At 75.7% G+C, this 24,381-nt stretch carries 25 protein-coding genes and 2 pseudogenes; 11 read left to right on the top strand and 16 right to left on the bottom strand.

All coding sequences use genetic code 11. The features are described 5' to 3' along the window. Nucleotides 1-7 precede the first annotated feature (7 nt). Nucleotides 8-184, top strand: a complete 177-nt coding sequence (gene rpmF, locus HNR12_RS27010; RefSeq protein ID WP_179770188.1) for a 50S ribosomal protein L32 — start codon at nucleotides 8-10, stop codon at nucleotides 182-184. Here rpmF and HNR12_RS27015 read toward each other — a convergent pair. Further along, entirely contained in the window at nucleotides 145-1,248 is a 1,104-nt protein-coding gene (locus HNR12_RS27015) for an alcohol dehydrogenase catalytic domain-containing protein (protein WP_246425179.1), read from the bottom strand. The genes rpmF and HNR12_RS27015 overlap by 40 nt on opposite strands. A 130-nt stretch (nucleotides 1,249-1,378) precedes the next feature. On the opposite strand from HNR12_RS27015, the gene HNR12_RS27020 reads away from it, so the two are divergent. Beyond that, entirely contained in the window at nucleotides 1,379-1,894 is a 516-nt protein-coding gene (locus HNR12_RS27020) for a MarR family winged helix-turn-helix transcriptional regulator (RefSeq protein WP_179770189.1), read from the top strand. A 57-nt stretch (nucleotides 1,895-1,951) separates the two neighbouring features. Here the strand turns inward: HNR12_RS27020 and HNR12_RS27025 are convergent, their stop codons facing one another. From HNR12_RS27025 to HNR12_RS27040, 5 genes and pseudogenes are all read right to left on the bottom strand, one after another. Then, on the bottom strand, nucleotides 1,952-2,548 hold the full coding sequence (locus HNR12_RS27025) for a sigma factor-like helix-turn-helix DNA-binding protein (protein WP_308118490.1): 597 nt from the start codon (nucleotides 2,546-2,548) through the stop codon (nucleotides 1,952-1,954). Nucleotides 2,549-2,708: 160 nt separating this feature from the next. Continuing rightward, nucleotides 2,709-3,170, bottom strand: a pseudogene (locus HNR12_RS29675) (sigma factor); the annotation flags it as partial. 114 nt (nucleotides 3,171-3,284) lie between these two features. After that, entirely contained in the window at nucleotides 3,285-4,013 is a 729-nt protein-coding gene (locus HNR12_RS27030; protein ID WP_179770190.1) for a DUF305 domain-containing protein, read from the bottom strand. Nucleotides 4,014-4,136: 123 nt separating this feature from the next. After that, the gene (locus HNR12_RS27035; protein ID WP_179770191.1) at nucleotides 4,137-4,529 is read right to left on the bottom strand and encodes a DUF6153 family protein; all 393 of its coding nucleotides are present in this window, start codon (nucleotides 4,527-4,529) and stop codon (nucleotides 4,137-4,139) included. Between the two features lie 90 nt (nucleotides 4,530-4,619). Further along, nucleotides 4,620-5,318 (bottom strand): FadR/GntR family transcriptional regulator, encoded by a 699-nt coding sequence (locus tag HNR12_RS27040; RefSeq protein WP_179770192.1) that lies wholly within the window; start codon nucleotides 5,316-5,318, stop codon nucleotides 4,620-4,622. Nucleotides 5,319-5,453: 135 nt separating this feature from the next. Here HNR12_RS27040 and HNR12_RS27045 point away from each other — a divergent pair, with 135 nt between their 5' ends. Continuing rightward, on the top strand, nucleotides 5,454-6,839 hold the full coding sequence (locus HNR12_RS27045; RefSeq protein ID WP_179770193.1) for an SLC13 family permease: 1,386 nt from the start codon (nucleotides 5,454-5,456) through the stop codon (nucleotides 6,837-6,839). Between the two features lie 175 nt (nucleotides 6,840-7,014). Further along, complete coding sequence (locus HNR12_RS27050) at nucleotides 7,015-8,541, top strand: acetyl-coenzyme A carboxylase carboxyl transferase subunits beta/alpha (RefSeq protein ID WP_217782135.1); 1,527 nt, start codon at nucleotides 7,015-7,017, stop codon at nucleotides 8,539-8,541. A gap of 93 nt (nucleotides 8,542-8,634) precedes the next feature. Here the strand turns inward: HNR12_RS27050 and HNR12_RS27055 are convergent, their stop codons facing one another. Continuing rightward, on the bottom strand, nucleotides 8,635-9,489 hold the full coding sequence (locus HNR12_RS27055; RefSeq protein WP_179770194.1) for a DUF1963 domain-containing protein: 855 nt from the start codon (nucleotides 9,487-9,489) through the stop codon (nucleotides 8,635-8,637). A gap of 133 nt (nucleotides 9,490-9,622) precedes the next feature. Further along, nucleotides 9,623-10,006, bottom strand: a complete 384-nt coding sequence (locus tag HNR12_RS27060; RefSeq protein WP_394353929.1) for a DoxX family protein — start codon at nucleotides 10,004-10,006, stop codon at nucleotides 9,623-9,625. Between HNR12_RS27060 and HNR12_RS27065 the strand changes: the two are divergent. Together HNR12_RS27065 and HNR12_RS27070 are read left to right on the top strand one after the other, a co-directional pair. Beyond that, a pseudogene (locus HNR12_RS27065) lies at nucleotides 9,915-11,357 on the top strand (Hsp70 family protein); the annotation flags it as partial. The gene HNR12_RS27060 and the pseudogene HNR12_RS27065 overlap by 92 nt on opposite strands. A 400-nt stretch (nucleotides 11,358-11,757) precedes the next feature. Further along, nucleotides 11,758-12,342 carry a dihydrofolate reductase family protein gene (locus HNR12_RS27070; RefSeq protein WP_179770197.1) on the top strand — a complete coding sequence of 195 codons (585 nt, stop codon included), beginning with the start codon at nucleotides 11,758-11,760 and terminating at the stop codon, nucleotides 12,340-12,342. On the opposite strand, the gene HNR12_RS27075 is transcribed toward HNR12_RS27070, so the two are convergent. Next, nucleotides 12,324-12,914 (bottom strand): TetR/AcrR family transcriptional regulator, encoded by a 591-nt coding sequence (locus tag HNR12_RS27075; RefSeq protein WP_179770198.1) that lies wholly within the window; start codon nucleotides 12,912-12,914, stop codon nucleotides 12,324-12,326. The genes HNR12_RS27070 and HNR12_RS27075 overlap by 19 nt on opposite strands. A gap of 150 nt (nucleotides 12,915-13,064) precedes the next feature. Between HNR12_RS27075 and HNR12_RS27080 the strand changes: the two genes are divergently transcribed. Beyond that, nucleotides 13,065-13,487 (top strand): SRPBCC family protein, encoded by a 423-nt coding sequence (locus HNR12_RS27080; protein ID WP_179770199.1) that lies wholly within the window; start codon nucleotides 13,065-13,067, stop codon nucleotides 13,485-13,487. 26 nt (nucleotides 13,488-13,513) lie between these two features. On the opposite strand, the gene HNR12_RS27085 is transcribed toward HNR12_RS27080, so the two are convergent. Next, complete coding sequence (locus HNR12_RS27085) at nucleotides 13,514-13,882, bottom strand: hypothetical protein (protein WP_179770200.1); 369 nt, start codon at nucleotides 13,880-13,882, stop codon at nucleotides 13,514-13,516. 256 nt (nucleotides 13,883-14,138) lie between these two features. Here HNR12_RS27085 and HNR12_RS27090 point away from each other — a divergent pair, with 256 nt between their 5' ends. Both HNR12_RS27090 and HNR12_RS27095 read left to right on the top strand, forming a co-directional pair. Beyond that, nucleotides 14,139-14,342: a cold-shock protein gene (locus HNR12_RS27090; RefSeq protein ID WP_179770201.1), complete on the top strand. Its 204-nt coding sequence runs from the start codon at nucleotides 14,139-14,141 to the stop codon at nucleotides 14,340-14,342. A gap of 231 nt (nucleotides 14,343-14,573) precedes the next feature. Beyond that, the gene (locus tag HNR12_RS27095; RefSeq protein ID WP_179770202.1) at nucleotides 14,574-15,977 is read left to right on the top strand and encodes a DEAD/DEAH box helicase; all 1,404 of its coding nucleotides are present in this window, start codon (nucleotides 14,574-14,576) and stop codon (nucleotides 15,975-15,977) included. A gap of 61 nt (nucleotides 15,978-16,038) precedes the next feature. Here HNR12_RS27095 and HNR12_RS27100 read toward each other — a convergent pair whose 3' ends face one another. The 3 genes from HNR12_RS27100 to HNR12_RS27110 are packed head-to-tail and all read right to left on the bottom strand — an operon-like array spanning nucleotide 16,039 to nucleotide 19,189. Further along, nucleotides 16,039-17,631, bottom strand: a complete 1,593-nt coding sequence (locus HNR12_RS27100) for an antibiotic ABC transporter (protein ID WP_179770203.1) — start codon at nucleotides 17,629-17,631, stop codon at nucleotides 16,039-16,041. Next, nucleotides 17,628-18,536, bottom strand: coding sequence for an ABC transporter ATP-binding protein (locus tag HNR12_RS27105; RefSeq protein ID WP_179770204.1), 909 nt, complete (start codon nucleotides 18,534-18,536; stop codon nucleotides 17,628-17,630). The genes HNR12_RS27100 and HNR12_RS27105 overlap by 4 nt, the downstream gene beginning before the upstream one ends. Beyond that, nucleotides 18,533-19,189 carry a TetR/AcrR family transcriptional regulator gene (locus tag HNR12_RS27110; protein WP_179770205.1) on the bottom strand — a complete coding sequence of 219 codons (657 nt, stop codon included), beginning with the start codon at nucleotides 19,187-19,189 and terminating at the stop codon, nucleotides 18,533-18,535. Before HNR12_RS27110 ends, HNR12_RS27105 begins: the two co-directional genes overlap by 4 nt. Nucleotides 19,190-19,327: 138 nt before the next feature. Here HNR12_RS27110 and HNR12_RS27115 point away from each other — a divergent pair, with 138 nt between their 5' ends. Then, nucleotides 19,328-19,909, top strand: coding sequence for a hypothetical protein (locus HNR12_RS27115; RefSeq protein ID WP_179770206.1), 582 nt, complete (start codon nucleotides 19,328-19,330; stop codon nucleotides 19,907-19,909). A gap of 16 nt (nucleotides 19,910-19,925) precedes the next feature. On the opposite strand, the gene HNR12_RS27120 is transcribed toward HNR12_RS27115, so the two are convergent. Both HNR12_RS27120 and HNR12_RS27125 read right to left on the bottom strand, forming a co-directional pair. Further along, the gene (locus HNR12_RS27120) at nucleotides 19,926-20,642 is read right to left on the bottom strand and encodes an MmyB family transcriptional regulator (RefSeq protein ID WP_338119832.1); all 717 of its coding nucleotides are present in this window, start codon (nucleotides 20,640-20,642) and stop codon (nucleotides 19,926-19,928) included. A gap of 334 nt (nucleotides 20,643-20,976) precedes the next feature. Further along, a complete protein-coding gene (locus HNR12_RS27125; RefSeq protein WP_179770207.1) occupies nucleotides 20,977-21,996 on the bottom strand; it encodes a zinc-dependent alcohol dehydrogenase family protein in 1,020 nt (339 codons plus the stop codon). A 249-nt stretch (nucleotides 21,997-22,245) separates the two neighbouring features. Here HNR12_RS27125 and HNR12_RS27130 point away from each other — a divergent pair, with 249 nt between their 5' ends. After that, complete coding sequence (locus HNR12_RS27130) at nucleotides 22,246-23,274, top strand: MerR family transcriptional regulator (protein ID WP_179770208.1); 1,029 nt, start codon at nucleotides 22,246-22,248, stop codon at nucleotides 23,272-23,274. A gap of 118 nt (nucleotides 23,275-23,392) precedes the next feature. On the opposite strand, the gene HNR12_RS27135 is transcribed toward HNR12_RS27130, so the two are convergent. Beyond that, the gene (locus HNR12_RS27135; protein WP_179770209.1) at nucleotides 23,393-24,232 is read right to left on the bottom strand and encodes a helix-turn-helix transcriptional regulator; all 840 of its coding nucleotides are present in this window, start codon (nucleotides 24,230-24,232) and stop codon (nucleotides 23,393-23,395) included. Between the last annotated feature and the right edge of the window lie 149 nt (nucleotides 24,233-24,381).

Here is a 24,381-nt window from a genome sequence, read left to right on the forward strand (position 1 = left end):
CACCGCCATGGCCGTACCCAAGCAGCGCACGCCCCGGTCGAGCACCCGCAAGCGCCGGTCCGCCTGGAAGGCCCAACGCCCCGAACTCGCCACGGTCCAGCTCGACGGCCGCACGTACCGGGTGCCCTACCAGCTCGTCCCGGCCTACCGCCGCGGCCTCCTGCCGCCCCCGGACCAGCCCTGAGACCGGCACCTGGCACACGGCCGCGCGCCGACGGGAGAGCGGACGCACGAGCGGACGGTGAGAACAGACGGCGCGCCGAAGGGCGGGGGCGGCGGCACCCGCGCCCTTCGGCGTGTCCGGCGGCCCGGCGCGGCGTCCGGGGCGGCGGCCCGGCCCTCGGCGTCGCCCTCGGCGCTGGATCCTCCGCCAGTCACTGGTCCACGGCCACCCGCCCGGTGCGCACCCCCGGCCCCCGCTCCGCACCACACCGAGCGGGGGCCGGTGGCGGCGTCGCTCCGGGTGAAGAGCGCGGCGGCGCGCACGCCCCGTGCGGGGTCCTCGGGCAGGGGGCCCGTGGCGCTGACCGCGATCCCGCCGTCGGCGACGAGGCCGGTCAGCGCCGCGCTCTCCTCGGGTGTGGTGGCCACCAGGTTGAGCACCGCGTCGAACGGCCCGCCGACGGCATCGGCGAGGGGCGCGGTGTGGTCGAGGTACCCGGCGACCCGCTCGGCCCCGTAGCCGCGGACGCGGTCGGCGCTGCGCGCGCCCGCCGTGGCGGTGACGCGGGCCCCGGCCGCCGCGGCGAGCTGGACCGCGTAGCCGCCCACCGCCCCGCCGGCCCCGTTGACCAGCACCGACTGCCCCGCCCGCAGGCCGGCGTGCTCGAACAGCGCCTGCCACGCGGTCAGGCCGACGGCGGGCAGCGCGGCCGCGTCGGCCAGGTCGAGCGTGCGGGGCGCCGCCGCCAGGGACGCGGCCGGGGCCAGCGCGTACTCCGCCGCCGCGCCGTCGGCGTCTAGCGGCAGGAACGCCACCACCGCCTCGCCCACCCGCGGCCCCTCGACCCCCGGGCCGAACGCGGCGACGGTCCCGGCGACGTCGAGGCCGGGCACGTGCGGCAGCTCCACCGGGAAGACCTCGGTCAGGCGGCCGGCGCGGATGGTCGCGTCGACCGGGTTGAACGACGTGGCGGCCACCCGCACCAGCACCTGCCCGGGGCCCGGAACGGGCCGCTCGGCCTCCTCGTGGACCAGCACGCCGCTGTCGCCGTAGCAGTGGAAGCGCACTGCCTTCATGGTGCTCATGGCACTCTCTCCCCAAAGTGTTTCGATTTCGAAGTGATTGCGAGCCTAGTGTGCTTCGAATTCGAAGCACAGGGGGAGGGTGGTGAGGACGGTCACACTGCTTCGTTTTCGAAGCATCTACGATGGGGTGATGGCCGACGCCCTGGAACCCGAGCAGCTCACCACGTACTTCGCCCTCATGGAGTCCGCCAGCCTGCTCCAGCACGCCGTGGAGCAGCAGCTGCGGTCGCAGAGCGACCTCAGCCACGTGCAGTTCCAGCTGCTGGCCAAGCTCGCCGGAACCGAGGGCCGGATGACCATGACCGAACTCGCCGACGGCGTCGTCTACAGCCGCAGCGGCCTCACCCACCAGGCCGGACTGCTGGAGAAGGAGGGGCTGGTCACCCGCGCGCCCAGCCCCGACGACCAGCGCGCCACGCTCGTCACCATCACCGACGCCGGGCGCGCGCTGGTCGGCAGGGTCCTGCCCGGGCACATCGAGGTCGCCCGCCGGCTGCTGTTCGAGCCGCTGTCCGACGACGACCTGCGCCACCTCGGCGACATCATGGGCCGCGTCCGCGACCACATGCGGGCCCAGCCGCCCCGCTCCACGGCCGCCCGCAGGCGCCGCCCGCCGCGCGCGAAGGAGCGCCCCGCCAAGGGGTGAGGCGCGCGCAGGGGCGCGCGCCGCGCTCGCCCGGCCCCGGGTGCCTCCGGCCGCGTCTTAGGCCCGCGCCTCGGCCAGCGCCGCCCAGGCGTCGGCCACGGGCCCCACTCGGCGCGGCTTGTCGGGGTTGTTGAGCGTGCGGATCGCCTGGATCCGCCCGTTCGCGGCGTCGAACGTCCACGTGCTGAGAACGCGTCCGCCGCGGTCGCTGAAGACCGCGCCCGGCCGGCCGTTCAGCGTGCGGGCCTGCGCCCGCGCGCTGATCCGGGCGAACAGCGGGACCACCCCGGCCGGCACCCGGGCCACGGCCGCGGCACCGGCGAGGCGCTCGCCCCACTGCGGCGCCTTGCCGCCGCCGTCGCCGACCATCTCCGCGTCGGCGGCCGGCAGCGCGGTCAGCCCGTCGACGTCGCCGTCGCGGAAGGCGTCGAGGAACCGCCCCGCCAGCCTCTCGCGCTCGGCCCGGTCGGCCGCGAACCGGGGCCGGCCCCCGTCCATGTGGCGGCGGGCGCGGACCGCGAGCTGGCGGCACGCGGCCTCCGAGCGCCCCACGGCCGAGGCGATGTCGGGGAAGCCGAACCCGCACACGTCGCGCAGCACGAAGACCGCGCTTTCGAGCGGGGTGAGCCGCTCCAGCAGGAGCAGCGCCGCCACCGACACCGAGTCGGCCAGCTCCGCCGCGCTCGGGGTCCTGGTAGGGATCGGTCAGCAGCGGCTCGGGCAGCCACGGGCCGGTGTACTCCTCCCGCCGGACGCGGGCCGAGCGCAGCACGTCGATCGCGATGCGGGTGACCACCGCCGACAGGAACGACTTGGGGGAGTCGGGCCGGACGGGGGAGGACGCGTAGCGCGGCCACGCCTCCTGCACGGCGTCCTCGGCCTCGGCCACGCTGCCAAGGATCCGGTAGGCGATGGAGAACAGCAGCGGCCGCAGCTCCTCGAACTCCTCGGCGCGGCTCGCGCCGCCTCCGCCGCGCCCCGCCGGGCGGGACGGCGCGGCGCCCGCCGCCTCTCCGGTCCCGGCCCCGGTTCCGCTCGCCGCGATGAACCCCATCATCGCCACCTTCCTCTTGTGCGGCCGCTTCCCGCAACACGAGACGAGGCGGCGCCCGCGCCTGTGACACGCGGCGGCGCGGCCGGCTCCGCGAAGCGGGGGAAAGCGGCCGCCGGCAGGCCGCGCGCCGCGTGACCCGCAGCCCCAGCGGCAGAGGCGGCGGCCGCGCGCCCTGTGACACGCGGCCGCGCGGCGGTCTGGACCGGACTCCCGCCGGGACATGCCGGACCGCCCCGGCGGGGCGAGCCGGACGCGTGCGAGGCGGCCCGGGCCCGGACGCGCGGCGGGGGCGCCGGGACGCGCGGTCCCGACGCCCCCGCCCGGGGATGGAGCGGATCAGTGGCCGCTGTGGTCGTGCGCGGCCTCGCCCTCGCCGTCGCCCCCGGCCTCGTCGCCCTCGGTCTCGTCGGGGCCGGTGCTCGCCTCGGGCGCGGAGCCGGCGTCGGCGTCGGAGTCGGATCCGGCGCCGCCGAGCATGCCGTTCATCTGCTCGATCTCGGCCTCCTGGGCCTCCACGACCGACTCGGCCAGCTCAACGGCCTCGGGGTTGACGCCGTTCTCGATCTCCTCCGCCGCCATCTGCACGGCGCCCTCGTGGTGGGCGATCATCATCTCCAGGAACAGCGTGTCGAACTCCCCGCCCTCGGCCCGCTCCAGCTCGGCCAACCGGTCGTCGGTCAGCATGCCCGCCATGCCGTGGTCCCTGGCCTCGGCCTCGGGCAGGGGCTCCTCGCCCCAGGACTCCAGCATCGCGGTGAGCTGCTCGATCTCCGGCCCCTGGGCCGCCTCGATCCCGGCGGCCAGGTCGCGGACCTCCGCGCCGGCCCGGTCCTCGGCCAGGTGCGCCATCTCCACCGCCTGCTCGTGGTGGGGGATCATCATCTGCGCGAACATCACGTCGGAGTCGTTGAACTCGGCGGCCTCGGCGGAGGACTCGGGGGCGGCCTCGGCGGACGGCTCGGTGCCGCCGCAGGCGGTGGCGGTGAGCGCGGCCGCCACGGCGGCCGCGAGCAGCGGCAGGACGCGCTTGAGGGTGTGCTCGGTGTGCCCGGTGTGCTCGGTCATGTGTGTCGGTCCTTCTCGTATGCGGGCGCGCGGGCATGGCGAACGGGCGCCATGGCGCGGTGCAGGTGGTCGTGGGTCCGTGTCCGGGGCGGCGGGCGTCGGGCGCGCGGCCCCGCGGGGCATCTAGATCCGTAACACCTGGAGCTTCGCCAGAGAGGGCGGCGCGGGCAGCGCGACGGCGGTGAGCCGCCACCGCATGGCCGGCGGCGGACCCACCGGCACCCGCGGCCACGGGGTGAACAGCGCGGCGGCCACCCCGATCAGCGCGAGCGCGATCCCGCCGATGGCCAGGCACACCGAGGTGGGGTCAAGGGCGGGCGGATCGGTGCCGTCGTGGGCGGTCGCCGGGTCGGCGTGCGCCGCGGCCGCCGGGGGCGGGGGCGTGCCGTGGGCGTGCTCGGGATGGTGCCCGAGCGTGTGCATCGCGCCGACCCCGAACAGCAGCCCCAGCATCAGCAGCCCCCGCGCCCACACGAGCGCGGTACGCCGCAGTCGTCGCCGGGGCACCAAGATCATGAACCGATTGTAGGCACGTCCGGAGCGCGCGGCGCGGCGGGGCGCCGCCGGGGACCGCCCCGCGGTCCAGCCGAGGCGGGCCGCGCCGCCCTAGTCGTCCAGCGGCGCGACGTCGGAGACCATCTCCAGGTGGTCGCGCATGGCCTCGCCCGCCGCCTTGGCGTCGCCGGCGCGGATGGCGTCGGCGATGCGCTCGTGGCCGGCCAGGGACGCCGGGGGGCGGCCGGGCTGGGACAGCGACTCCATCCGGGTCTGCAGGATCATCGGCGCGATCTCGTCCATCATCCGGGCCAGCAGCCCCGAGCGCGCCGCGCGGATCACGGCGCTGTGGAAGCGCTCGTCGCCGGTGGTGCCGCGCTCGCCGGAGGCGATCTCCCGGCGCATCAGGTCGAGGGCGGCGTCGATCTCGGCGATGTCGGCCCTGCTCCGGCGCCGGGCGGCGAGTTCGGCCAGCTTGACCTCCAGCGCCTGGCGGGCCTCGATGATCTCGGCGCGGCGGTTGTCGCGGTCGCGCAGGACCCGCAGCACCTCCTCGTCGGAGGGGCTGTACCGTACTACGGCGCCGTCGCCGTGCCGGACGTCGATGATGCCCTGGACCTCCAGCGCCACCAGGGCCTGGCCGAGGGAGACCCGGCTGACGCCGAGGGCGGCGGCGAACTCGCGTTCGGGAGGCAGCTTGTCGCCCGGGCCGAGCTCCGCTTCGCGGATGTACTCGCACAGGCGCTCGACGAGCTGCTCGTAGAGTCGTGGGCGCGCAAGAGGGCGCGGGCGCGGCGGTTTGGGCCTCATGGTTCCTCCGGGAGGTCCCGGCGACAGGGGGTGGATCATGCAAGGGCCTTGACAGGAGGATAGCTGACATATTGGCTAGGCCACTGTTCCTCATGAGCTGAATCACAGCTCGTCCCCGCCCCTGATCGGTCCACCATGTCACCCCAACTTCTCACCATCCTCGTACTCGTGGCGATGTTCGTGATCGCCACCGTCCTCCCCATCAACATCGGCGCCCTGGCGTTCGTGGCCGCGTTCCTGGTGGGCACCCTCGCCCTGGCGATGGACACCGACACCATCCTCGCCGGGTTCCCCGCGGACCTGTTCCTCACCCTGGTCGGGGTCACCTACCTGTTCGCCATCGCCAAGAACAACGGCACCGTGGACCTGCTGGTCCGCGGCGCGGTGCGCCTGGTCGGCGGGTACGTGATCGCCATCCCGTGGATCATGTTCGCCATCACCGCCCTGCTCACGGCGGTGGGCGCGCTCAGCCCCGCCGCCGTCGCCATCATCGCCCCCATCGCGCTGGGGTTCGCGGCCAAGTACCGGATCAGCCCGCTGCTCATGGGCATGATGGTGGTGCACGGCGCCCAGGGCGGCGGGTTCTCGCCCGCGAGCGTGTACGGGGTCACGGTGAACGGCATCGTGGCCGAAAGCGACCTCCCCCTGGCCCCGCTCACCCTGTTCTTCGGCAGCCTGCTGTTCAACCTCGCCATCTCGGCGGTGCTGTTCCTGGCCCTGGGCGGGCACCGGCTGATCGGCGTGCACGCCCGCGACTTCGAGCCCGCGGCCGTCGGCGCCGGGGCGGGCGGCGCGGGCGGCACCCCGGCCGCGCCGCCGTCGGGCTCAGGCTCCTCGGGCGGGCAGGGCGCCGCGGACGCCGCCCCCGCCGCCACCAAGGACGGCGCGGCCGCCGAGGCCGGTGCGGAGAAGGGGGCCGGCGGCTTCCGGTTCGACCAGGCGGCGACCATCGCCGGACTCGTCATCCTGGGCGTCCTCGCGCTGGGCTTCGGGCTGGACGTCGGCTTCGTCGCCATCACCGTGACGGTGGTCCTGGCGCTGCTCTCCCCGGCCGCGCAGAAGGGCGCCATCAGCCAGATCAGCTGGTCCACGGTGCTGCTCATCACGGGCATGCTGACGTTCGTCGGCGTCATGGAGGAGGCCGGCACCATCGAGTACGTCGGCAACGGCGCCGCCGGGCTGGCGGCTCCGCTGCTGGTGGCGCTGCTGCTGTGCTACATCGGCGGCATCGTGTCGGCGTTCGCGTCCTCGGCGGCGATCCTGGGCGCCACCATCCCGCTGGCGGTGCCGTTCCTGCTCCAGGGCGACATCGGCGCGGTCGGGGTGATCACGGCGCTCGCGGTCGCCTCGACCATCGTGGACGTCAGCCCGTTCTCCACCAACGGCGCCCTGGTCCTGGCCAACGCCACCGGCATTGAGCCGGACCGGTTCTACCGCCAGATCCTGGTCTACAGCGCCGTCGTGGTGGCCATCGGCCCGCTGCTGGCCTGGGGCGTGCTGGTCCTGCCCGGCTGGCTGTAGCCGTGACGGCACGGCCGGCCCCCCGCGGGGGACCGGCCGCGCCGTCACGCCGCACCGGCACGCGCTCGTAGGCGCCGTCCGGGCAGCGGGGCGAACCCCGGCCGCGGGGATTGACATCGGCGGCACTGGCCTATTGGCTAGTCCACCAGGAGTCCGCCCCCGAGAGGAGACCGCAGTGGCGAGCCCGCGCGACCACGGCCGGAGACTGGGCGCCCGCGACCTCCTCGCGGCCACGCTCGACCCCGGCAGCTTCCGCTCCTGGGACACCGAACCGGTCGACGTCCGCCCCGACCCCGCCTACGCCGCCGAACTCGCCGCGGCGCGCGAACGCAGCGGGTGCGACGAGTCGGTGCTCACCGGCGAGGGGCGGCTGCGCGGCCGCCGGGTCGCCGTCATGGTGTGCGAGTTCCGCTTCCTGGCCGGATCGATCGGGATCGCCGCGGCCGAGCGGCTGGTCAGCGCGGTCGAGCGCGCCACCGCCGAGCGGCTGCCGCTGATCGCCGCCCCCGCCTCGGGCGGCACCCGCATGCAGGAGGGCACCCTGGCGTTCCTGTCCATGGTGAAGATCTCCGCCGCGATCGCCGCGCACAAGAGCGCGGGCCTGCCCTACCTCGTCTACCTGCGGCACCCCACCACCGGCGGCGTGCTCGCCTCGTGGGGCTCCCAGGGGCACCTGACCGTGGCCGAGCCCGGCGCGCTGATCGGCTTCCTCGGCCCGCGCGTGTACGAGGCGCTGTACGACCGCCCCTTCCCCGAAGGCGTCCAGACCGCCGAGAACCTCTACCGCCGCGGGCTGATCGACGCCGTGCTGGAGCCCGCCGACGTCCCCGCCATCGCCGACCGGGCGCTCAACATCCTGCTGGCCCGGCCCTCGGGCACGCCCGCCGGGCCCGGCGGCGCGCCGCTGGGCGCCGACGACCCGCCCGTGCCCGACATCCCCGCCTGGGAGTCCATCACGCGGTCCCGCCGCCCCGACCGGCCGGGCGTGCGCAAGCTGCTGCGCCGCGCGGCCGAGGACGTGGTTCCGCTCAACGGCACCGGCGAGGGGGAGTCCGACCCGGGCCTGCTGCTGGCGCTGGCCCGCTTCGGCGACGCCCCCTGCGTCGTGCTCGGCCAGGACCGCGCCCGCCAGTCGATGGAGCGGCCGCTGGGCCCGGCCGCGCTGCGCGAGGCGCGGCGCGGCATGCGCGTCGCGCGCGAGCTGCGCCTGCCGCTGGTCACCGTCATCGACACCCCCGGCGCCGCCCTGTCCAAGGACGCCGAGGAGCGCGGCATGGCCGGCCAGATCGCCCGCTGCCTGGCCGAACTCGTGACCCTGGAGACCCCGACCCTGGCGGTGCTGCTGGGCCAGGGCACCGGCGGCGGCGCGCTGGCCCTGGCCCCCGCCGACCGGGTGGTCGCGGCGCAGCACGCCTGGCTGTCGCCCCTGCCGCCCGAGGGCGCCAGCGCCATCGTCCACCGCACCGTCGACCGCGCCCCCGACCTCGCCGCCGCCCAGGGCGTGCGCTCCCGCGACCTGCACGCCAACGGCGTGGTCGACCGCGTGGTCCCCGAACACGACGACGCCGCCGACGAGCCCGACGCGTTCTGCCGCCGCCTGGGCGCCGTCATCCGCCAGGAGCTGGCATCCCTGGTCACCACCGACCCGGCCACCCGAACGCGGTCCCGCCACACCCGCTACCGCCGCCTGGGCCTGCCCTAGCCGCCCGAGAAGGCACATCACCCGGCGGCGTGCGCCGGTTGGCCAAATCAGCGCGGACAGCCGTTAACGCCGCCCCCGGCGGGGCGGCGGCGGTCAGCAGGACGCGAGGTAGCAGTCGACCTGGGTGAAATCGCCGGCGCGCAGGGCGGGGGCGGGGATGTCGAAGGTGACCATGCCGCAGTCGGCCCAGGTCCAGGCGGGGTCGGTGTCGAGTTGGAGGAGGTGGATCCGGCCGGTGTCGGGCATGGGGCCGCCCTGCATGGGCCAGGGCCAGCCGAACGCGCGGTGGCCGGACTCGTCGGTGTCCTCGTCGAGGTCCGCGGGGAGGTTGGCGAACGGCGGGAGGGCGCGGTCGCCGTCCGCGAGGTCGGGCAGTCGCTCCCAGACGCGTTCGAAGGCGTCCCACACCTCCGCGTCGCCGGGGCCGTCGGCCACCGGAGGGCCGAAGACCCGGGAGGTGTCGGGCAGGGCGAGCATCGGGGCGGCGCGCACGGGGCGCTCGGGGAGCACCACGCCGCCGGCGGGAGGCGCGGTGTCGGCCGCCGTCGCGGAATCGGCGGGGACCACCCGCCAGTCGACCGGCGACTCGAAGCGGGCCTGCTCGCCGGCCCGGATGTCGTCGGCGACGTCGTCCTCGGCACCGATGTAGAAGACGTTGAGCAGGCCCGAGCCGGGCGGGAGTTCGAGGTCGAGCCAGGGCGCGAGCGCGTCGGTGTCCACGACGGCGAGCAGGGGCATCGGGCGGCCCTCGGACTCCGGCCACGGTGTGCCGGGATCCAGGAGCGCCCGCCCACCGAAGCGGAACCGCCCCGTGGCGTCGGCGGGGTCGCCGACCGGGTCGAGGTGGAAGCCGGTACGGGCCAGCGCCGCCACGCGCGGCCCCGTGTCCGCGCCCAGGTGGGTGGCGCACAGCCGGTGGAAGCTGGTCTTGAGGTCGTGTGGTCGCACGCGCAGGAGTGAACCACATCCCGGAGACGTTTCCGCCCCGGGTCCGCCGCGCCCGCCGCGTCCGGTTCCGGCCGTCCCGCCTTCCACGGCCGCGGGCGGCCGGCGCGGGCCGCGGGCGGTGGCGCCGGCCGGGTCAGGCCGCGGCGCCGGCCGTCGGGCGGCCCGAGCGGCGGGGCAGGCGCGGGGCGATCAGGTGGTCGAGGCTGACGCGCCCGGCGCCGACGGCGGCGAGCACGAGGGCCGCGGCGCCCAGGGCGAAAACGAGTTCGAAGCCGTTCTCGGTGACGAACAGCCCGTTGCCGGCGTGGACGAACACGAAGGCGCCGAGCATGTTGAGCGCCAGGAGCACTCCGACCACGGGGGTGGCGAGCCCGAGCACCAGTGCGGCGCCGCCCACGAGTTCGACGAACGTCGCGAACCAGGCGCTGACGGTGGGCAGCGGGACGCCCATCTGGCCGAATCCCGCGGCGGTCCCGGCCAGGCCCATCTCGGTGAGCTTCTGCCAGCCGTGGGCGATGAAGACGACGAACGGCGAGGTGCTCGTCGGGGCGGCCGCCAAGCGGCAGGCGGTCACCAACGTCGACCGGACCATCCGCTCGGTCAAGCGCCACATCGGCACCGACTGGACGGCCGAGATCGACGGCAAGACGTTCAACCCGCAGCAGATCAGCGCGTTCGTCCTGCGCAAGCTCAAGCGCGACGCCGAGGCCTACCTGGGCGAGGAGGTCACCGACGCGGTCATCACCGTCCCCGCCTGCTTCGGCGCGTACCAGCGCCAGGCCACCAAGGAGGCCGGCACGATCGCGGGCCTCAACGTCCTGCGCATCATCAACGAGCCCACCTCCGCGGCGCTGGCCTACCACCTGGAGAAGGAGGACGAGGCCACCATCCTCGTCTACGACCTCGGTGGCGGCGCCTTCAGCGCCTCCCTGGTGGAGGTCGGCGACGGCGTGGTCGAGGTCAAGGCCACCAACGGCGACAACCACCTCGGCGGCGACGACTGGGACCAGGCCGTCGTCGACTGGCTGGTTCAGCGCTTCCGGGCGCGGACCGGTGCGGACCTCGCAGCGGACCGCACGGCGCTGGAGCGGCTGCGCGAGGCGGCCGAGAAGGCCAGGATCGAGCTGTCCAGCTCCAGCGAGTCCGCCATCAGCCTGCCCCACATCGCGGCATCGGCGGAGGGCCCGCTGCACCTGGACGCGACGCTGACCCGCGCGGAGTTCCAGCGCCTGACCGCCGGGCTCCTCGAGCGCACCCGGACCGCCGTGCACCGGGTGCTCGCCGACGCGGAGCGCGCCCCCGAGGACGTCGACCGCGCGGTGCTCGTGGGCGGCGCCACCCGCATGCCCGCGGTGGTCGACCTGGTCAGGGAGCTGACCGGCGGCAGGGAGCCCTACCGGGGCGCCGACCCCGACGCGCTGGTGCCGGTCGGCGCCGCGCTCCAGGCCGGTGTCCTCAAGGGCGAGGTCAAGGACCTCCTGCCGCTGGACGTCACCCCGCTGTCGCTGGGGATCGAGACCAAGGGCGGGGTGTTCACCAAGCTCATCCAGAGGAACACCACCATCCCGACCAAGCGGTCGGAGATCTTCACCACGGCCGACGACGACCAGCCCCTCGCACGGATCCAGGTCTATGAGGGCGAGCGCGAGACCGCGCGGCACAACCGGAGGCTCGGCGGCTTCGACCTCACCAATCTGCCGCCGGCGCCGCGCGGCGTGCCGCGGATCGAGGCCGCCATCGACATCGACCCCAACGGAGTCGTCACCGTCACCGCCACGGACCTGGGCACCGGCGGTGCGCGGTCCACTGTCGTCACGGGCGTCCCCGCCGAGGCCGCCGACGCCACCGAGGACCTGACCCGACCGGCCGGCGCGCTGGTGCCCTGCGACCCCGACGACGAGGACTTCGCGACCGGCGCGCCCTAACCGCCGCCGGCGCCCGCGCCGGACCGCCGGCCCAGCCTGCTCTCGGCCGGACCCCTTCGCCGTCCAGCGGCGCTCACCGGGGCGCACCGAGTTGCGCGTTTCACCGCAAAACACATTGTCATGAGGACCGCTTCACTCCCAGTGGAGAGGGCGGTGCCCGTGCCGACCACCGGTGCGCCGCCCGCCGCCGCGCTGGCACCGGGGGCCCGCCACTTCGGCCGCCCGCCCGCGGCCGGTGCCGAGGCCGCCCGGCCCCGACGGGGCGCCGGGGACCGATGAGAAACGCCGCCCGGCGGGGTCACCCCCAGGAAAGGCAGAGCCGGACTCGACGCGGGAGGCCGCCATGGCGGTAGCGGTACTGGACATGTCGATGTCGCTGGACGGGTACATCGCGGGACCCAACGACGGCCCGGGCAACCCCGGAGGTGACGGGTTCGCCCCGCTGCACGCGTGGGCCTTCACCCCCGAGGGGGAGGTCCGCACCTCGGGGCCCGGCGGGGAGCTGATGGCCGAGGTCGCGGCGGCCGGGGCCATCCTGGTGGGGCGGCGCACCGCTGAGCAGGTGGACCACTGGGGCGGCGACCACCACGGCCAGGGGGTGCCGATCTTCGTGCCCAGCCACCGGCCGCCCGGACCGTCCGTGGCCGGCTATCCGCTGGTCACCTACGTGTCCGGTGGGATCGCCGACGCCATGGCGCGGGCGAAGGCCGCCGCCGGCGACCGCCGGGTGCACGTGATCGGCGCCTACACGGGGCGCCGCGCGATCGAGGAGGGGGTGCTGGACGAGGTGCAGATCCACCTGGTCCCGGTGCTCTTCGGGGGCGGGCGGCGGCTGTTCGACGTGCTGCCCGCGCGCGTGGAACTGGAGGTCGTCCGCGTGGTCGACACCCCCGAGGCCACCCACATCCGCTACCGGATCCCCCGCTGACCCGCCCCGCCCGCGGCCGCCGCCGCCTCGGCGCGCAGCATCGTGGCGAACCGCCGCATGGCGGCGTCGGCGGCCGGACGGTCCCCGGTCAGGGCCAGTTCGAACAGGAGGCCCCGCGCCTGGGCGAGGGAGAGCCGGGCCAGGGCCTCGGCGCGGTCGGGTGCGGCGCCCGCGTCGAGGAACAGCCGCGCCAGCGCCGCCGACCACCCCTCGGCCAGCCAGCGGCGCCAGGAGCGGGCGTAGGGGCGGCTGAGCATGGCGTGCCCGGCCAGCTCGAAGTACAGCGGCGCGAAGACCTGGGCGGTGTCGGCGAGGCGGGCCCAGAACGCCATCCCGGCCTCGAAGGGGTCGGCGGTCGAGGCGCGGAGCGCGGCGAGGGCGTCGCGCTCGCGGCGCTCGACCCGCTCGACCACCGTGCCGAGCAGGGCCTCCCGCGAGCCGAAGTGGTAGTGCAGCATCCGGTGGCTGGTGCCCAGGCCCGCCGCGAGGGTGCGCATGCTGGTGTCGCCGGCGCCGTGCTCGGCCAGCCAGGCGACGACCCGGTCCAGCAGGTCCTCGCGGGCGTCGCTCACGGTGCGGCTCACCTCGGGGTCGGGTGCGGGCGGGGCTCGGCCGGGCGCCGGGCGGCCCCCCGCCGGTCCGCCGCCCCGCGCGGTCAATGTACCGAATGGTACATTGCGGGGACCGGTCGTTCCTGTCGAGCCCCTGGGAGGCGGCGCACGATGATCACCGTGGCACGGCGGGTCGCCGCCGACCCCGCGTCGGTCTGGCGGGTCATGAGCGCCCTGGACGAATGGGCCCGGATGCTGCCGACCGTCGACGCGGTCTCCCGGGTGGGCGACCCGGGCCCCGTCGCCGTCGGCAGCCGGTTCCGGGTGCGCCAGCCCGGCCTGGCCCCCGCCGTGTACGAGGTCACCGACTGGCGCCCCGAGGCAGGGTTCACCTGGGAGGCGCGCACGGCGGGGGTGCGCACCGTCGCCTCCCACGCCCTCGTGCCCGACGGCGCGGGCACCGAGATCCGCCTGTCCATCCGGTGGACCGGCCCCGGCGCCTGGCTCGCCCGCGCCCTGTTCACCCGCAAGACCCGCGCCTTCCTCGCCGCGGAGGCCGACGCCTTCGAGCGCCTGGCCCAGCGCCCGGCCTGAGACGGGGCGGCCGGGGCCGCCCGGTCTCAGGCGGCGGGACCGTCGCCTGAGACCGGCGCCACCGTCCACGCCCGGAGCTTGTCGGGGTTGCGCACCGCCCAGATACGGGTGATGGCCTCGCCCGCGACCTCGAACGCGTACACCGCCACCGTGGCGCCGTCGCGCCGGCTGATCAGGCCGGGCTGGCCGTTGACCGTGGCCTCCAGGATCGTGTGGCCGCGGAAGGCGTCCTGGAGCAGGACCAGGGACCGCACGATCCGCTCGGCGCCCACCACGGGGCGCTGCACCGACCGGACCCGACCGCCGCCGTCGCTGACCGCGGTGGCGTCGGCGGCCAGCAGGCGCACGAGGGCGTCGATGTCGCCCGCCTCCCACGCGCGCTTGAACTCCCGCACGAGCCGGGCCTTCAGCGCGGGGGCGCGCGGGGCGGCGGTCCGGGGTCCGGAAAACCGCCGCGCACGGATTTCTTCCCGGTGAAACGGTGCCCTTCGGCACACGGCGTTTTCGGGGTCGACGGGTTTTCGTGTGCTAGCGTCTAAGAAGTTGCAGTCGTGAACCCCGATGGATTCTCTCTCTTGGGGGATCACCGCGGTGACGGGAAAATCGTCATGCGCGGTTTTCTTCATGGTTTCCCAATCGAGAGGCATTCCTATGGCGACCGGTACGGTCAAGTGGTTCAACGCTGACAAGGGTTTCGGCTTCATCGCGCAGGACGGCGGCGGCCCCGACGTCTTCGCCCACTACTCCAACATCCAGGCCACGGGCTACCGTGAGCTGACCGAGGGCCAGGCCGTGCGGTTCGACGCCGTCGCGGGCGCCAAGGGCCCCCAGGCCGAGAACATCACCCTGGCCTGACCCAGCCCAGGCTCCTCCAGCGGTAGGGCCCGCCCTCCGGGTGCCGGGCCCACCGCTTTTCTTTTTCCGCCGGAAATACCAGCCGTCGTTCCCACGACCGGCACCGGCGCCAACCGCACCGCGGAACCATCCGTCGGAAGCGGAAATCCTCGTTGTTCCTCCGGCGTACCGGTTCCCCCTGCGAGGCCCAGCGGCCTCCCGCCCGGCGAACGCCGTCGGCGAAAGGCCTTCATGAGTCACGCATACCGCTCCGCCACGCGCCGGGCCGGCCCCGCTCAGGGGCACGGCCGGCAGCGGCCCCGCACCCCCGCCCGCCCCCGTTCCAACGGCGCGCCCTCCGGCGAGTTCGCGCTCCCGGTCACCAGGACCCCGGCGCTGCCGCCGGCGGACTCCTTCGAGGCGCTGGACATGCCCGCGCCCCTCAAGCGGACGCTGGCCGGGCACGGCCTGACCACCCCGTCGCAGATCCAGGCGGCGACCCTGCCCAACTCCCTGGCCGGCCGCGACGTCCTGGGCCGCAGCCGGACCGGGTCGGGCAAGACCCTGGCCTTCGGGCTGGCCCTGCTCGCCGGCCTCGACGGCCGCGCCGCCGAGGCCCGCCGCCCCCTGGCCGTGGTGCTCGCCCCCACCCGCGAACTCGCCCAGCAGGTCACCGAGTCCCTGACCCCTTACGCGCGGTCGGTGGGGGTGCGCGCCACGACCGTCGTGGGCGGCATGCCCATCAGCCGCCAGGCCCGCGCCCTGCGCGAGGGCGTCCACCTGGTCGTGGCCACCCCCGGGCGGCTGCGCGACCTGATCGAGCGCGGCGACTGCGTCCTGGACCGGGTGGAGTCGATCGTCCTGGACGAGGCCGACCAGATGACCGACATGGGGTTCATGCCGCAGGTCACCGCGATCCTCCAGCAGGTCCCCGCCGGCGGCCGGCGCATGCTGTTCTCCGCCACGCTGGACCGCAACGTCGACACGCTGGTCCGCCGCTTCCTGAACGACCCCGTGGTCCACTCGGTGGACCTGTCCGAGGGCGCCGTCTCGACCATGGAGCACCACCTCGTGCACGTGTCCCCGGTGGTCAAGCAGGACGTCGCGACCCGGATCGCGGCCCGCGAGGGCCGGGTCATCATGTTCCTGGACACCAAGCGCGCGGTGGACCGGATGGCCGACCACCTGCTCGCCAACGGGGTCCGCGCCGCACCGCTGCACGGCGGCCGGAGCCAGCCGCAGCGGACCCGCACGCTGGAGCAGTTCAAGCGGGGCGACGTCACCGCCCTGATCGCCACCAACGTGGCCGCGCGCGGCATCCACGTCGACGGCCTGGACCTGGTCGTCAACATCGACCCGCCCACCGACCACAAGGACTACCTGCACCGGGGCGGGCGCACCGCCCGGGCCGGGGAGTCCGGAAGCGTGGTGACGCTCGTGCTGCCCGGCCAGCGCGGCGACATGACGCGGCTGATGAGCCGCGCCCGGATCGAGCCGCGCACCCTGCGGGCGGAGCCCGGCGACGCGGAACTGGCCCGGGTGACCGGCGCGCGCGAGCCCTCCGGCGTCCCGGTGGCCCTGCCGGCCCCCGCGCCCCGCGACCGGCCGCGCCGCGACGCCGCCCCCCGCAAGCCCCGGCGCCGCCCGCGCCGCTGACCGCGCGCCGAGGGCCCGCGGGCGCCGTGCCCGCGGGCCCTCGGACCGCCGCGCCGCCTCATCAGGCGGGCAGGTCGCGGTGCCGCAGCGCCCACGCCCCCAGCGCGGCGAGCGCCGCGGCCAGGGCGGCCAGCAGCAGGGGAGCGGCCTCCGTCGTCCGGTAGTAGGGGTTGACGTGGGCGAAGGGCGAGGTCAGCAGGAACAGCGCCTCCGGTACCGTGCCGGTCTTGACCGCGATCTCGACGAGCACCCCCACGGCGAGGGCCGCCCAGCCCACCGCCGCGCACAGGCGCGGCAGCGCCCCGAAGGCCAGGAAGGCCGCGGCCACCACCACCCACACCGCCGGGACCAGGGACAGGGTGAGCCCGGTGAACCGGAGGACGTCCGCCGCCTCCCCCTCCCCGCCCAGCGCCTGGCCCGTGCCGACCGCCACGCCCAGGACCGCGAGCAGCACCGCGGGGCACAGGAGCGCCACCGCCAGGTAGGCCAGGGCCCACCGGACGCGGCCCACCGGGCCCGACAGCAGCAGTTCGCCGGTTCCCGAGGACTCCTCCCGGCGCACGCGCAGCACCGCCAGCACGGCCTGCGCCGCGATCGGGAACACGAAGGCGAAGACGACGTAGACGAAGAAGGCGTCCCGGGGGGCGATGTTCAGCGCCTCCGCCATCGCCAGCGTCCACGGCGCGGTGGCGTACTCGGCCATGGCGCCCGCGCCGACGCCGCCCATCGCCAGTCCGGCCACCGCCACGGCCCCCGCCCACAGCGCCAGGGAGGTCCGCTCCGCGCGCAGCGCCAGGGCGAAGGCCGAGCGCAGCGCCCGGTGCGCCCGCGCCGGGCCGCTCCCGGGGGGCAGCAGTCCGGCGCCCAGGTCGCGGCGGCCGGCCAGGGCCAGGGCGGCCGCCGCGACCGCGGCCGTCCAGACCGGCACGAGCAGCAGCGCCCACCACTGGTCGCCCGCGAAGGGGCGCGCGTTCTCCAGCCACCCGTTGGGCACCGCCCAGGTGGCCCACAGCGCGCTCCCGCCCGCCATCGCGCCCAGACCGCGCACCAGGTGCATGGCGTAGAAGGCGCCGAACGCCAGCCCCACCGCCACCCCCGTCCGCGTGGTGAACTGGACGGCCACGGCCGTCAGGCCCGCGCCCACCCAGGCCGCCGAACCGGTGACCAGACCCAGGACCACCGATCCCGCGGGCGGGGCGCCTGCGGCGACCAGGCCGGCGGCGACGGCCGCGGCGACGGCCGCCCCCGCCCCCAGCGCCACGGCCAGGGCGGCGGCCAGGTCGGCGTGCCGGCCCAGGGGCAGCCCGCCGAGGAGTTCCCGGCGCCCGGAGTTCTCCTCCAAGCGGGTGGCGCGGACCACCAGCAGGATCCCGCCCAGGGCGGCGCACATCGTCCCGGCGCCGAACGCCTGCTGGGCGGCGAGCGCCTCGGCGGTGTCGGCGAACGCCCGGCTCTGGAACAGCACGAACACCGGCACCTGCTGGAGTTGCTCCCACCGGTCGGCGCGGGCGGCCGCCGTGGGGTAGGTGGACCGGGCCGAGGCCGTGCCGCCCAGGACGATCCCGACCGTGCTCAGCCACCACACCGCGAGCAGGACGCGGTCGCGGCGCAGGGCGGCCAGGGCCAGGCGGGCGGCGCCCGCCGCGGCGGTCACCGCGCGCTCCCGGCGGCGGTGTCGTAGTGGCGCAGGAACAGCTCCTCCAGGGTGGGCGGCTGGGCGGACAGGTCGCGTACGCCCAGCGCGGCCAGGCGCTCGCACACGCCGGGCAGGGCGGCCGGGTCGGCCCGCAGCCGCAGCCGGTCGCCCTCGGCCGCGAGGTCGTGGACCCCGGGCAGGCCGGCCAGGCCCTCGTCAGGCGGCGAGGAGACGACGGCGGTGACGGTGATCCGCGACAGGTGGCGCAGGTCGGCGAGGGTCCCGGTCTCGACGGTGCGCCCGGCGCGGATGATGGAGACCCGGTCGCACAGCGCCTCCACCTCGGAGAGGATGTGGCTGGAGAGCAGGACGGTGCGGCCCCGTTCGCGCTCCTCGGCGACCGTGCGGCGGAACACCTCCTCCATCAGCGGGTCCAGGCCCGAGGTGGGCTCGTCCAGGATGAGCAGTTCGGTGTCGGCGGCCAGCGCCGCCACCAGGGCGACCTTCTGCCGGTTGCCCTTGGAGTAGGCCCGCCCCCGGACCCGGGTGTCCAGGGCGAAGCGGTCCACGAGTTCGGCGCGCCGACGCTCGTCGGTGCCGCCCCGCATCCGGCCGAGCAGGTCGAGGATCTCGCCGCCGGACAGCCCCGGCCACAGGGCGACGTCGCCGGGGACGTAGGCCAGGCGGCGGTGGAGGGCGACGGAACCGTGCCAGGGGTCGCCGCCCAGCAGGCGGACGGCGCCCGCGTCGGCCCGGACCAGGCCGAGCAGGACGCGCAGGGCGGTGCTCTTGCCCGCGCCGTTGGGGCCCAGCAGGCCGTGGACCTCGCCGGTGCGCACGGTCAGGTCCAGGCCGTCCAGGGCGGTGGTGGTGCCGAAGCGCTTGGTGAGTCCGGCGGCGCGGACGGCCTCGGTGGGGGTCATGGTCGCTCCTCGTGGGGGGTGGGGGAGGCGTCGGAGATCGGCCGGCCCCGCTCGCCGGAGAGGAACGCGGCCATCGCCGAGTAGACCCCGACCATGGCGGCGACCAGGCGCGGCGCGTGGGCGGGGTCGAGGGGGTCCACGCCCATGCGGCGGCCGATGTGGGTGTGCAGGGCCAGGGTGGACAGCTGCATGGCGCCCATGACGGCGGCGGCGTCGCGGGTGGCGGCCGCGCCGGGCGGGAAGCGGTCGGGATCGTGGTCGCTGAGGAAGCGCTCGGCGAGCGCGGCGCCGGTGTCGAAGAGCTCGGCGGCGGCGGGGGAGCCCTCCACCAGGGCGCGGGCCAGGTAGCGGGTGCCGGCGCCGCTCGCGCGGTACATCGAGTCGAGGAACCCGGGCGCCGCGGTGTCCTCGTCCAGGGCCCGGCGGGCCTGGTGCAGCAGGGTGCCGATGGCGTACTCGTCGCACGCCCGCCGCAGGCCGTCCTTGGAGCCGAAGTGGTGGCGGATCAGGCCCGTGGAGACGCCCGCGGCGGCGGCGATGAGCTGCACGGTGGCGCCCTTGACACCCTGTTCGGCGAAGACCCGCAGGGCGGCGTCGCGGATGCGGGCGCGGCCGGTGAGGTCCTCGGCCGGGGCGGGCTGCTCGGTTGCCATACCCCGAGACTACACGTTTGTGTAGCGGACTACACGTCCGTGTAGCGGCGCGGAGTCTTCCAGGGGCCGGCGAGAAACGGGAGGGGGAGGAGGGTGTGTGCGGTTGCGGCCCGCCGGGGGGCTTCCTAACCTGCGGATATGCTCGTGCAACGCCTCCAGGCGGCCGCCTTGCTGCTCGGCCCGCTCACCTTCGCCGCGTCGCCGTTCTTCTGGACCGACGGGCACTACGGCGTGAACGGCGGGACGCTCATCGCGCTGGCGATGGTGCCGTGGGTCTACGGTCTGGTGGGCGAGTACGAGCGGCTGCGCGAACGGGTGCCCCGGGCGGCCGGGCTGTGGCTCCTGCTGCTCCTGGTCGGGATGTTCGGCAGCGTCTCCTTCGGCCTCCAGGGCTTCTTCGAGCAGGCCCTGGACGCGGTCGACCGGGTGGCCCTGGCCGGGTTCGCCGACTACCCGCCGCAGAGCCTCCTCGTGCTGTGGCTGCCGGGGCCGGCCTTCCCGCTGGCCCGCCTGGTGTTCGGCGTCCTGCTCGGGTGGACGCGGACGGCCCCGTGGTGGGTCGCGGTCCTCATCTGCCTGGCGGCCGTGGCCTTCCCGCTGGGCCGGGTGCTGCGGCTGGAGTGGGTTGCCTACGTGGTCGACGTCCTGGTGCTGGTCCCCTTCGGCTACCTCGCCCGGCGCGCCTGGCGCCGGCCGGCACCCGCCGCCCCGGCGCCCTGAGAGCGCGGGGCGCCGGCTAGCGCGTTCCGCCGCCCGGGGCTCCGCGCCCGGCGGCGTCCCGCGCCTGCGCCGACGGGCCCTGGCGGCGCTCCTCGCGGGTGGCGGCGAGCGCGGCCAGCAGGGCGAAGGCGTCCGCCGAGGGGGTGCCCGGCTCGGCGCTGTAGGTGACGATGGTCAGGCCGTTCTCGCCCGGCATCTCGAACACGTCGAAGGCGACCTCGACGACCCCCACGTCGGGGTGGCGGAAGGACTTCACCCCGGTGCGGTGCTCGTGGACGTTGTGGCGGGCCCAGTCCGTGCGGAACTCGGCGCTCAGCGAGGACAGTTCGCCGATCAGCGCGGTCAGGTCCTGGTCGAGCGGGTTGCGGCCGGCCTCCAGGCGCAGCATGGCCGAGGTGGTGCGGCGGGCGCGCGGCCAGTCCGCGTAGTAGTCGCGGGCGCGCGGGTCCAGGAAGATGAACCGCGCGACGTTGGGCCGGTGCGGGGTGTCGAAGTGCGGTGAGTACAGCTCCCTGCCCAGTGCGTTGGCGGCGACCAGGTCCTGGCGGGCGTTGTGCACGACCGCCGGGGTTTCCATGGAGTCCAGCACCCGCTGGACCGAGGGCCGGACGCCGGAGGGCGATCGGGTCGGCACCGACCGCGCGCCGCTCGCCTGGGCGGTGCGGGCGAGGTCGAAGAGGTGGTCGCGCTCGGCGTCGTCCAGCCGCAGGGCGCGCGCGATCGCGTCGAGCACGCTGCCGGAGGCGCGCCGATGTTGCCGCGCTCCAGGCGCGTGTAGTAGTCGATGCTCACGCCGGCGAGCATCGCGACCTCCTCGCGCCGCAGCCCCGGAACCCGCCGGTGGGCACCGTAGGCCGGGAGGCCCGCCTGCTCCGGGGTCACGCGCGCGCGGCGCGTCATCAGGAAGCTGCGGACCTCCTTTTTCACGTCCATGTTCATGACGATATCTCCTTGATTTCCCTGGTCCCAGGCGCGGCCCGGGCGGCCCGGGCGGCCGGGGCGGGCGGGGCCCCGGGGCGCCGGGCGGGCGCCCCGGGGCTTCGCGCGGCCGGCGGGGCGCGCGCCCGTCAGGGCCTGAGCAGCACCTTGGTCGCGCGGCGCTCGTCCATGGCCCGGTAGCCCTCGGCCGCTTGGTCCAGCGGCAGTTCGAGGTCGAAGACCTTGCCCGGGTCGATCCGGCGCCGCCAGATGAGGTCGATCAGCTCCGGCAGGAAGCGGCGAACCGGGGCGGGGCCGCCGTGCAGGTGCACCCCGGAGAAGAACAGCTCCAGGCCGGGCAGCTCGACCCCGTGGGCCACCCCGACGTAGCCGACGTGCCCGCCGGGGCGGGCGGAGCGGATGGCCTGCATCATCGACTCCTGGGTGCCGACCGCCTCGACGACGCTGTGCGCGCCCAGGCCGCCCGTCAGCTCCCTGACCTTCGCCACGCCCGCGTCCCCGCGCTCGGTGACGATGTCGGTGGCGCCGTAGTCCAGGGCGAGCTTCTGCCGGGCCTCGTGGCGGCTCACGGCGATGATCCGCTCGGCGCCCAGCTGCCGGGCGGCCAGCACCGCGTGCAGGCCCACGGCGCCGTCGCCGACCACCGCGACGGTCTTGCCGGGCCCGGCCTCGGCGGCCACGGCGCCGAACCAGCCGGTGCCCAGCACGTCGGAGGCGGTCAGCAGGCTGGGGATCAGGTCGGCCGGCGGCTGCCCGGGCACGGCCACCAGCGTGCCGTCGGCCCAGGGGACGCGCGCGTACTCGGCCTGGGTGCCGATGGCGCCCATCGGCTCGGCGTGCACGCAGCGGCTCTGGTAGCCGGCGCGGCAGATCTCGCAGGTGTTGTCGGAGGCGAAGAAGGAGCCGACCACGAAGTCGCCGACCCGGATGTCGCGCACCTCGGCGCCGACCTCCTCCACGACACCGACGTACTCGTGGCCCATGGGCGCCTCGTGGACCTCCTGGATCCCGCGCCAGGGCCACAGGTCCGATCCGCAGACGCAGGCGGCGACCACGCGGATGACCGCGTCGGTCGGGGCCTCGATCCGGGGGTCCGCACGCTGCTCGACCCGGACGTCGCCGGGTGCGTGCATTACAACACCGCGCATGCGGTTCACTCCTTGGTGTGCACTGGGGATGTCCGGGGACGCGGGTGTGCTCCGGCGTCCCCGCGTTCCACGCTAGGCAGGCAGGCACCGGCGTGGAAGGGCCTGCCAGTGCCCCTCACCGGGGCGGCCCGGCCGGTCGGCGGCGATGCCGGAGGCGCGATGCCGGACCGCCAGCGCACGTCGGCGGTCGGCGGCTTCGCGGTGAACCGGCTTGCGCCTCAAGCGGCTTGAGGCGGCACAGTGTCGGCCATGAGCCACCCCGAGCTGTACCCCATCGGAGACGCCGCGCGCCGCAGCGGCCTGAGCGTCAGCGCCGTCCGGTTCTACGCCGACGCCGGAGTCGTCCCGCCCACGAGCGTGAACGACGCCGGGCACCGGATGTACGACATCGACGCCATCGCCCGGCTGGAGCTGGTGCGCACCCTGCGAGAGCTGGACACCGACCTCGACGAGATCCGCCGCCTGCTCGGCGGCGGCACCACCCTGCACGACCTGCTCACCGCGCACCTGGCGATCGTGGAGGGCCAGGAGCGCACGCTGCGGGCCAGGCGGGCGGTGCTGCGGACCCTGATCCGGCAGGGCGCCACCCCGGCCCAGGCCGATCTGCTGCACAAGCTCGTCTCGATGACCGACGAGGAGCGCGAGGACGCTGTCGACGCCTTCTGGAACGACGTCGGCGCGGGCCTGGACGTCCCCGAGGGCTTCGTGGACCGGCTGCGGAGAATGCGCCCGGTGCTGCCCCCCGAACCCACCGCCGACCAGCTCGAAGCCTGGATCGAACTGGCCGACCTGGTGGCGGACCCGGCGTTTCGCGACGCCGTCCGCGCCTACCTGCGCGACGCCTACTCCGCGCCGGAGGCCCGGGCACTGGCCACCGAGCCCTACCAGGACTTCATCCACGACAGCGGGGGACCGCTCATGGCCGAACTGCTCGCCGCCCACCGCGCCGGGGAGTCCCCGCGCTCGCCCCGGGCGCGGCACGCCGCAACGCGGTTCCTGGAGGCGGCCACCGCGCTGGCGGGCACGCCGCTCACCCCCGAGGTGCGCGAGCGGATGGCCGACGGCTACCTCCGGGTTCCCGAGCTCATGCGGTGGATCGCCGAGGAGGAGGCCGCCTCCTCGGCCCCGGTCTACGGCGACACCCACGGCCGGTACCTGGCGCTGGTGGCGCGGATCAACGGGACCGAGGCCGAGGCGGACGCCACCGCCCTGCCCTACGCCTGGATCGCCGAGGCCGTGCGCGCCGGGGAGCCGGCCCCCGGCGGCTCCGCGCGCTGACGGCCGCCACCTGGGCGGTCATCCGTGTCCGGCAGGTCGGGCGACGGCCCGCTCGGGCACCGGGGAGGCGCCGGCCGAATCGGTCCCGCGGCGGCTCCCCCGGCCGCGCGGGGCCCGGTCAGCGGGTCGCGGGCGCGCCGATCACGGACAGCAGGCGCAGCCTCTCGTGGCTCTCGCTGCCCGGGACGGCGGTGTACACCAGCAGCGAGTGGGACTGCTCGGGGTCGACCAGCGTCTGGCAGGCCAGCTCCAGCGGGCCGGCCTCGGGGTGCAGGAAGCGCTTGAGCTCGCGCGGGCGGACGCCGACCTCGTGCTCGTTCCACAGGGTGCGGAACTCCTCGCTTAGGGGCAGGAGCAGGTCGGCGAACCGCGCCGCCCGGGAACCGGGACCGCGCAGCGTGGCGACCCGGCGCAGGCCCGAGGCGAACACCCGGGACAGGTGGGCGTGGTCCTCGGGCGCGTACAGCCGCCGCGCGGCGGGGTCGGTGAACCAGCGGTAGCCGATGCTGCGGGCCGGGCCGGTGTAGCCGGTCGTGTCGCCGGTGAGGGCCACCCCGAGCGGGGTCTGGCGCAGTGTCTCGCCCAGTTCGGTGACGATCTCGGCGGGGGTGTCGGCGAGCCGGTCGAGGATCCGCAGCAGGCCCGGGCTGACGTGCTCGCCGTCCGCGCCGCGCGGGGGAGGGCGGTGCCCGGCCAGGCGGAACAGGTGGTCGCGCTCCTCCAGGGAGAGGTGCAGGCCCTGCGCGATGGAGGCGGCCATCTGCTCGGAGGGCTGGGGGCCGCGCCGGCGTTCGAGCCGGGCGTAGTAGTCGGTGGACATGTGGCACAGGGCGGCGACCTCCTCGCGCCGCAGCCCGCTGGTCCTGCGCCGCCTGCCGCGGGGCAGGCCGACGTCCTCGGGCTGCAGCGACTCCCTGCGGCGCCGGAGGAACTCCGCCAGTCCGGTCCGGTCGATCATCTCCGCCCCTCCTCGGTGCCCGCCCCCCTTTCTACCGCCGCCGCGCGCCGCAGGCCACGGACCGGCGATCCCCCCTTCGGCGCTTCCCGTCCTGGGGCGACATCCGTTATCCACGGATCGGCGGGCCGTGGATACGGGCCTGCTTCTGC

This window comes from Streptomonospora nanhaiensis, assembly GCF_013410565.1.
GTDB lineage: Bacteria > Actinomycetota > Actinomycetes > Streptosporangiales > Streptosporangiaceae > Streptomonospora > Streptomonospora nanhaiensis.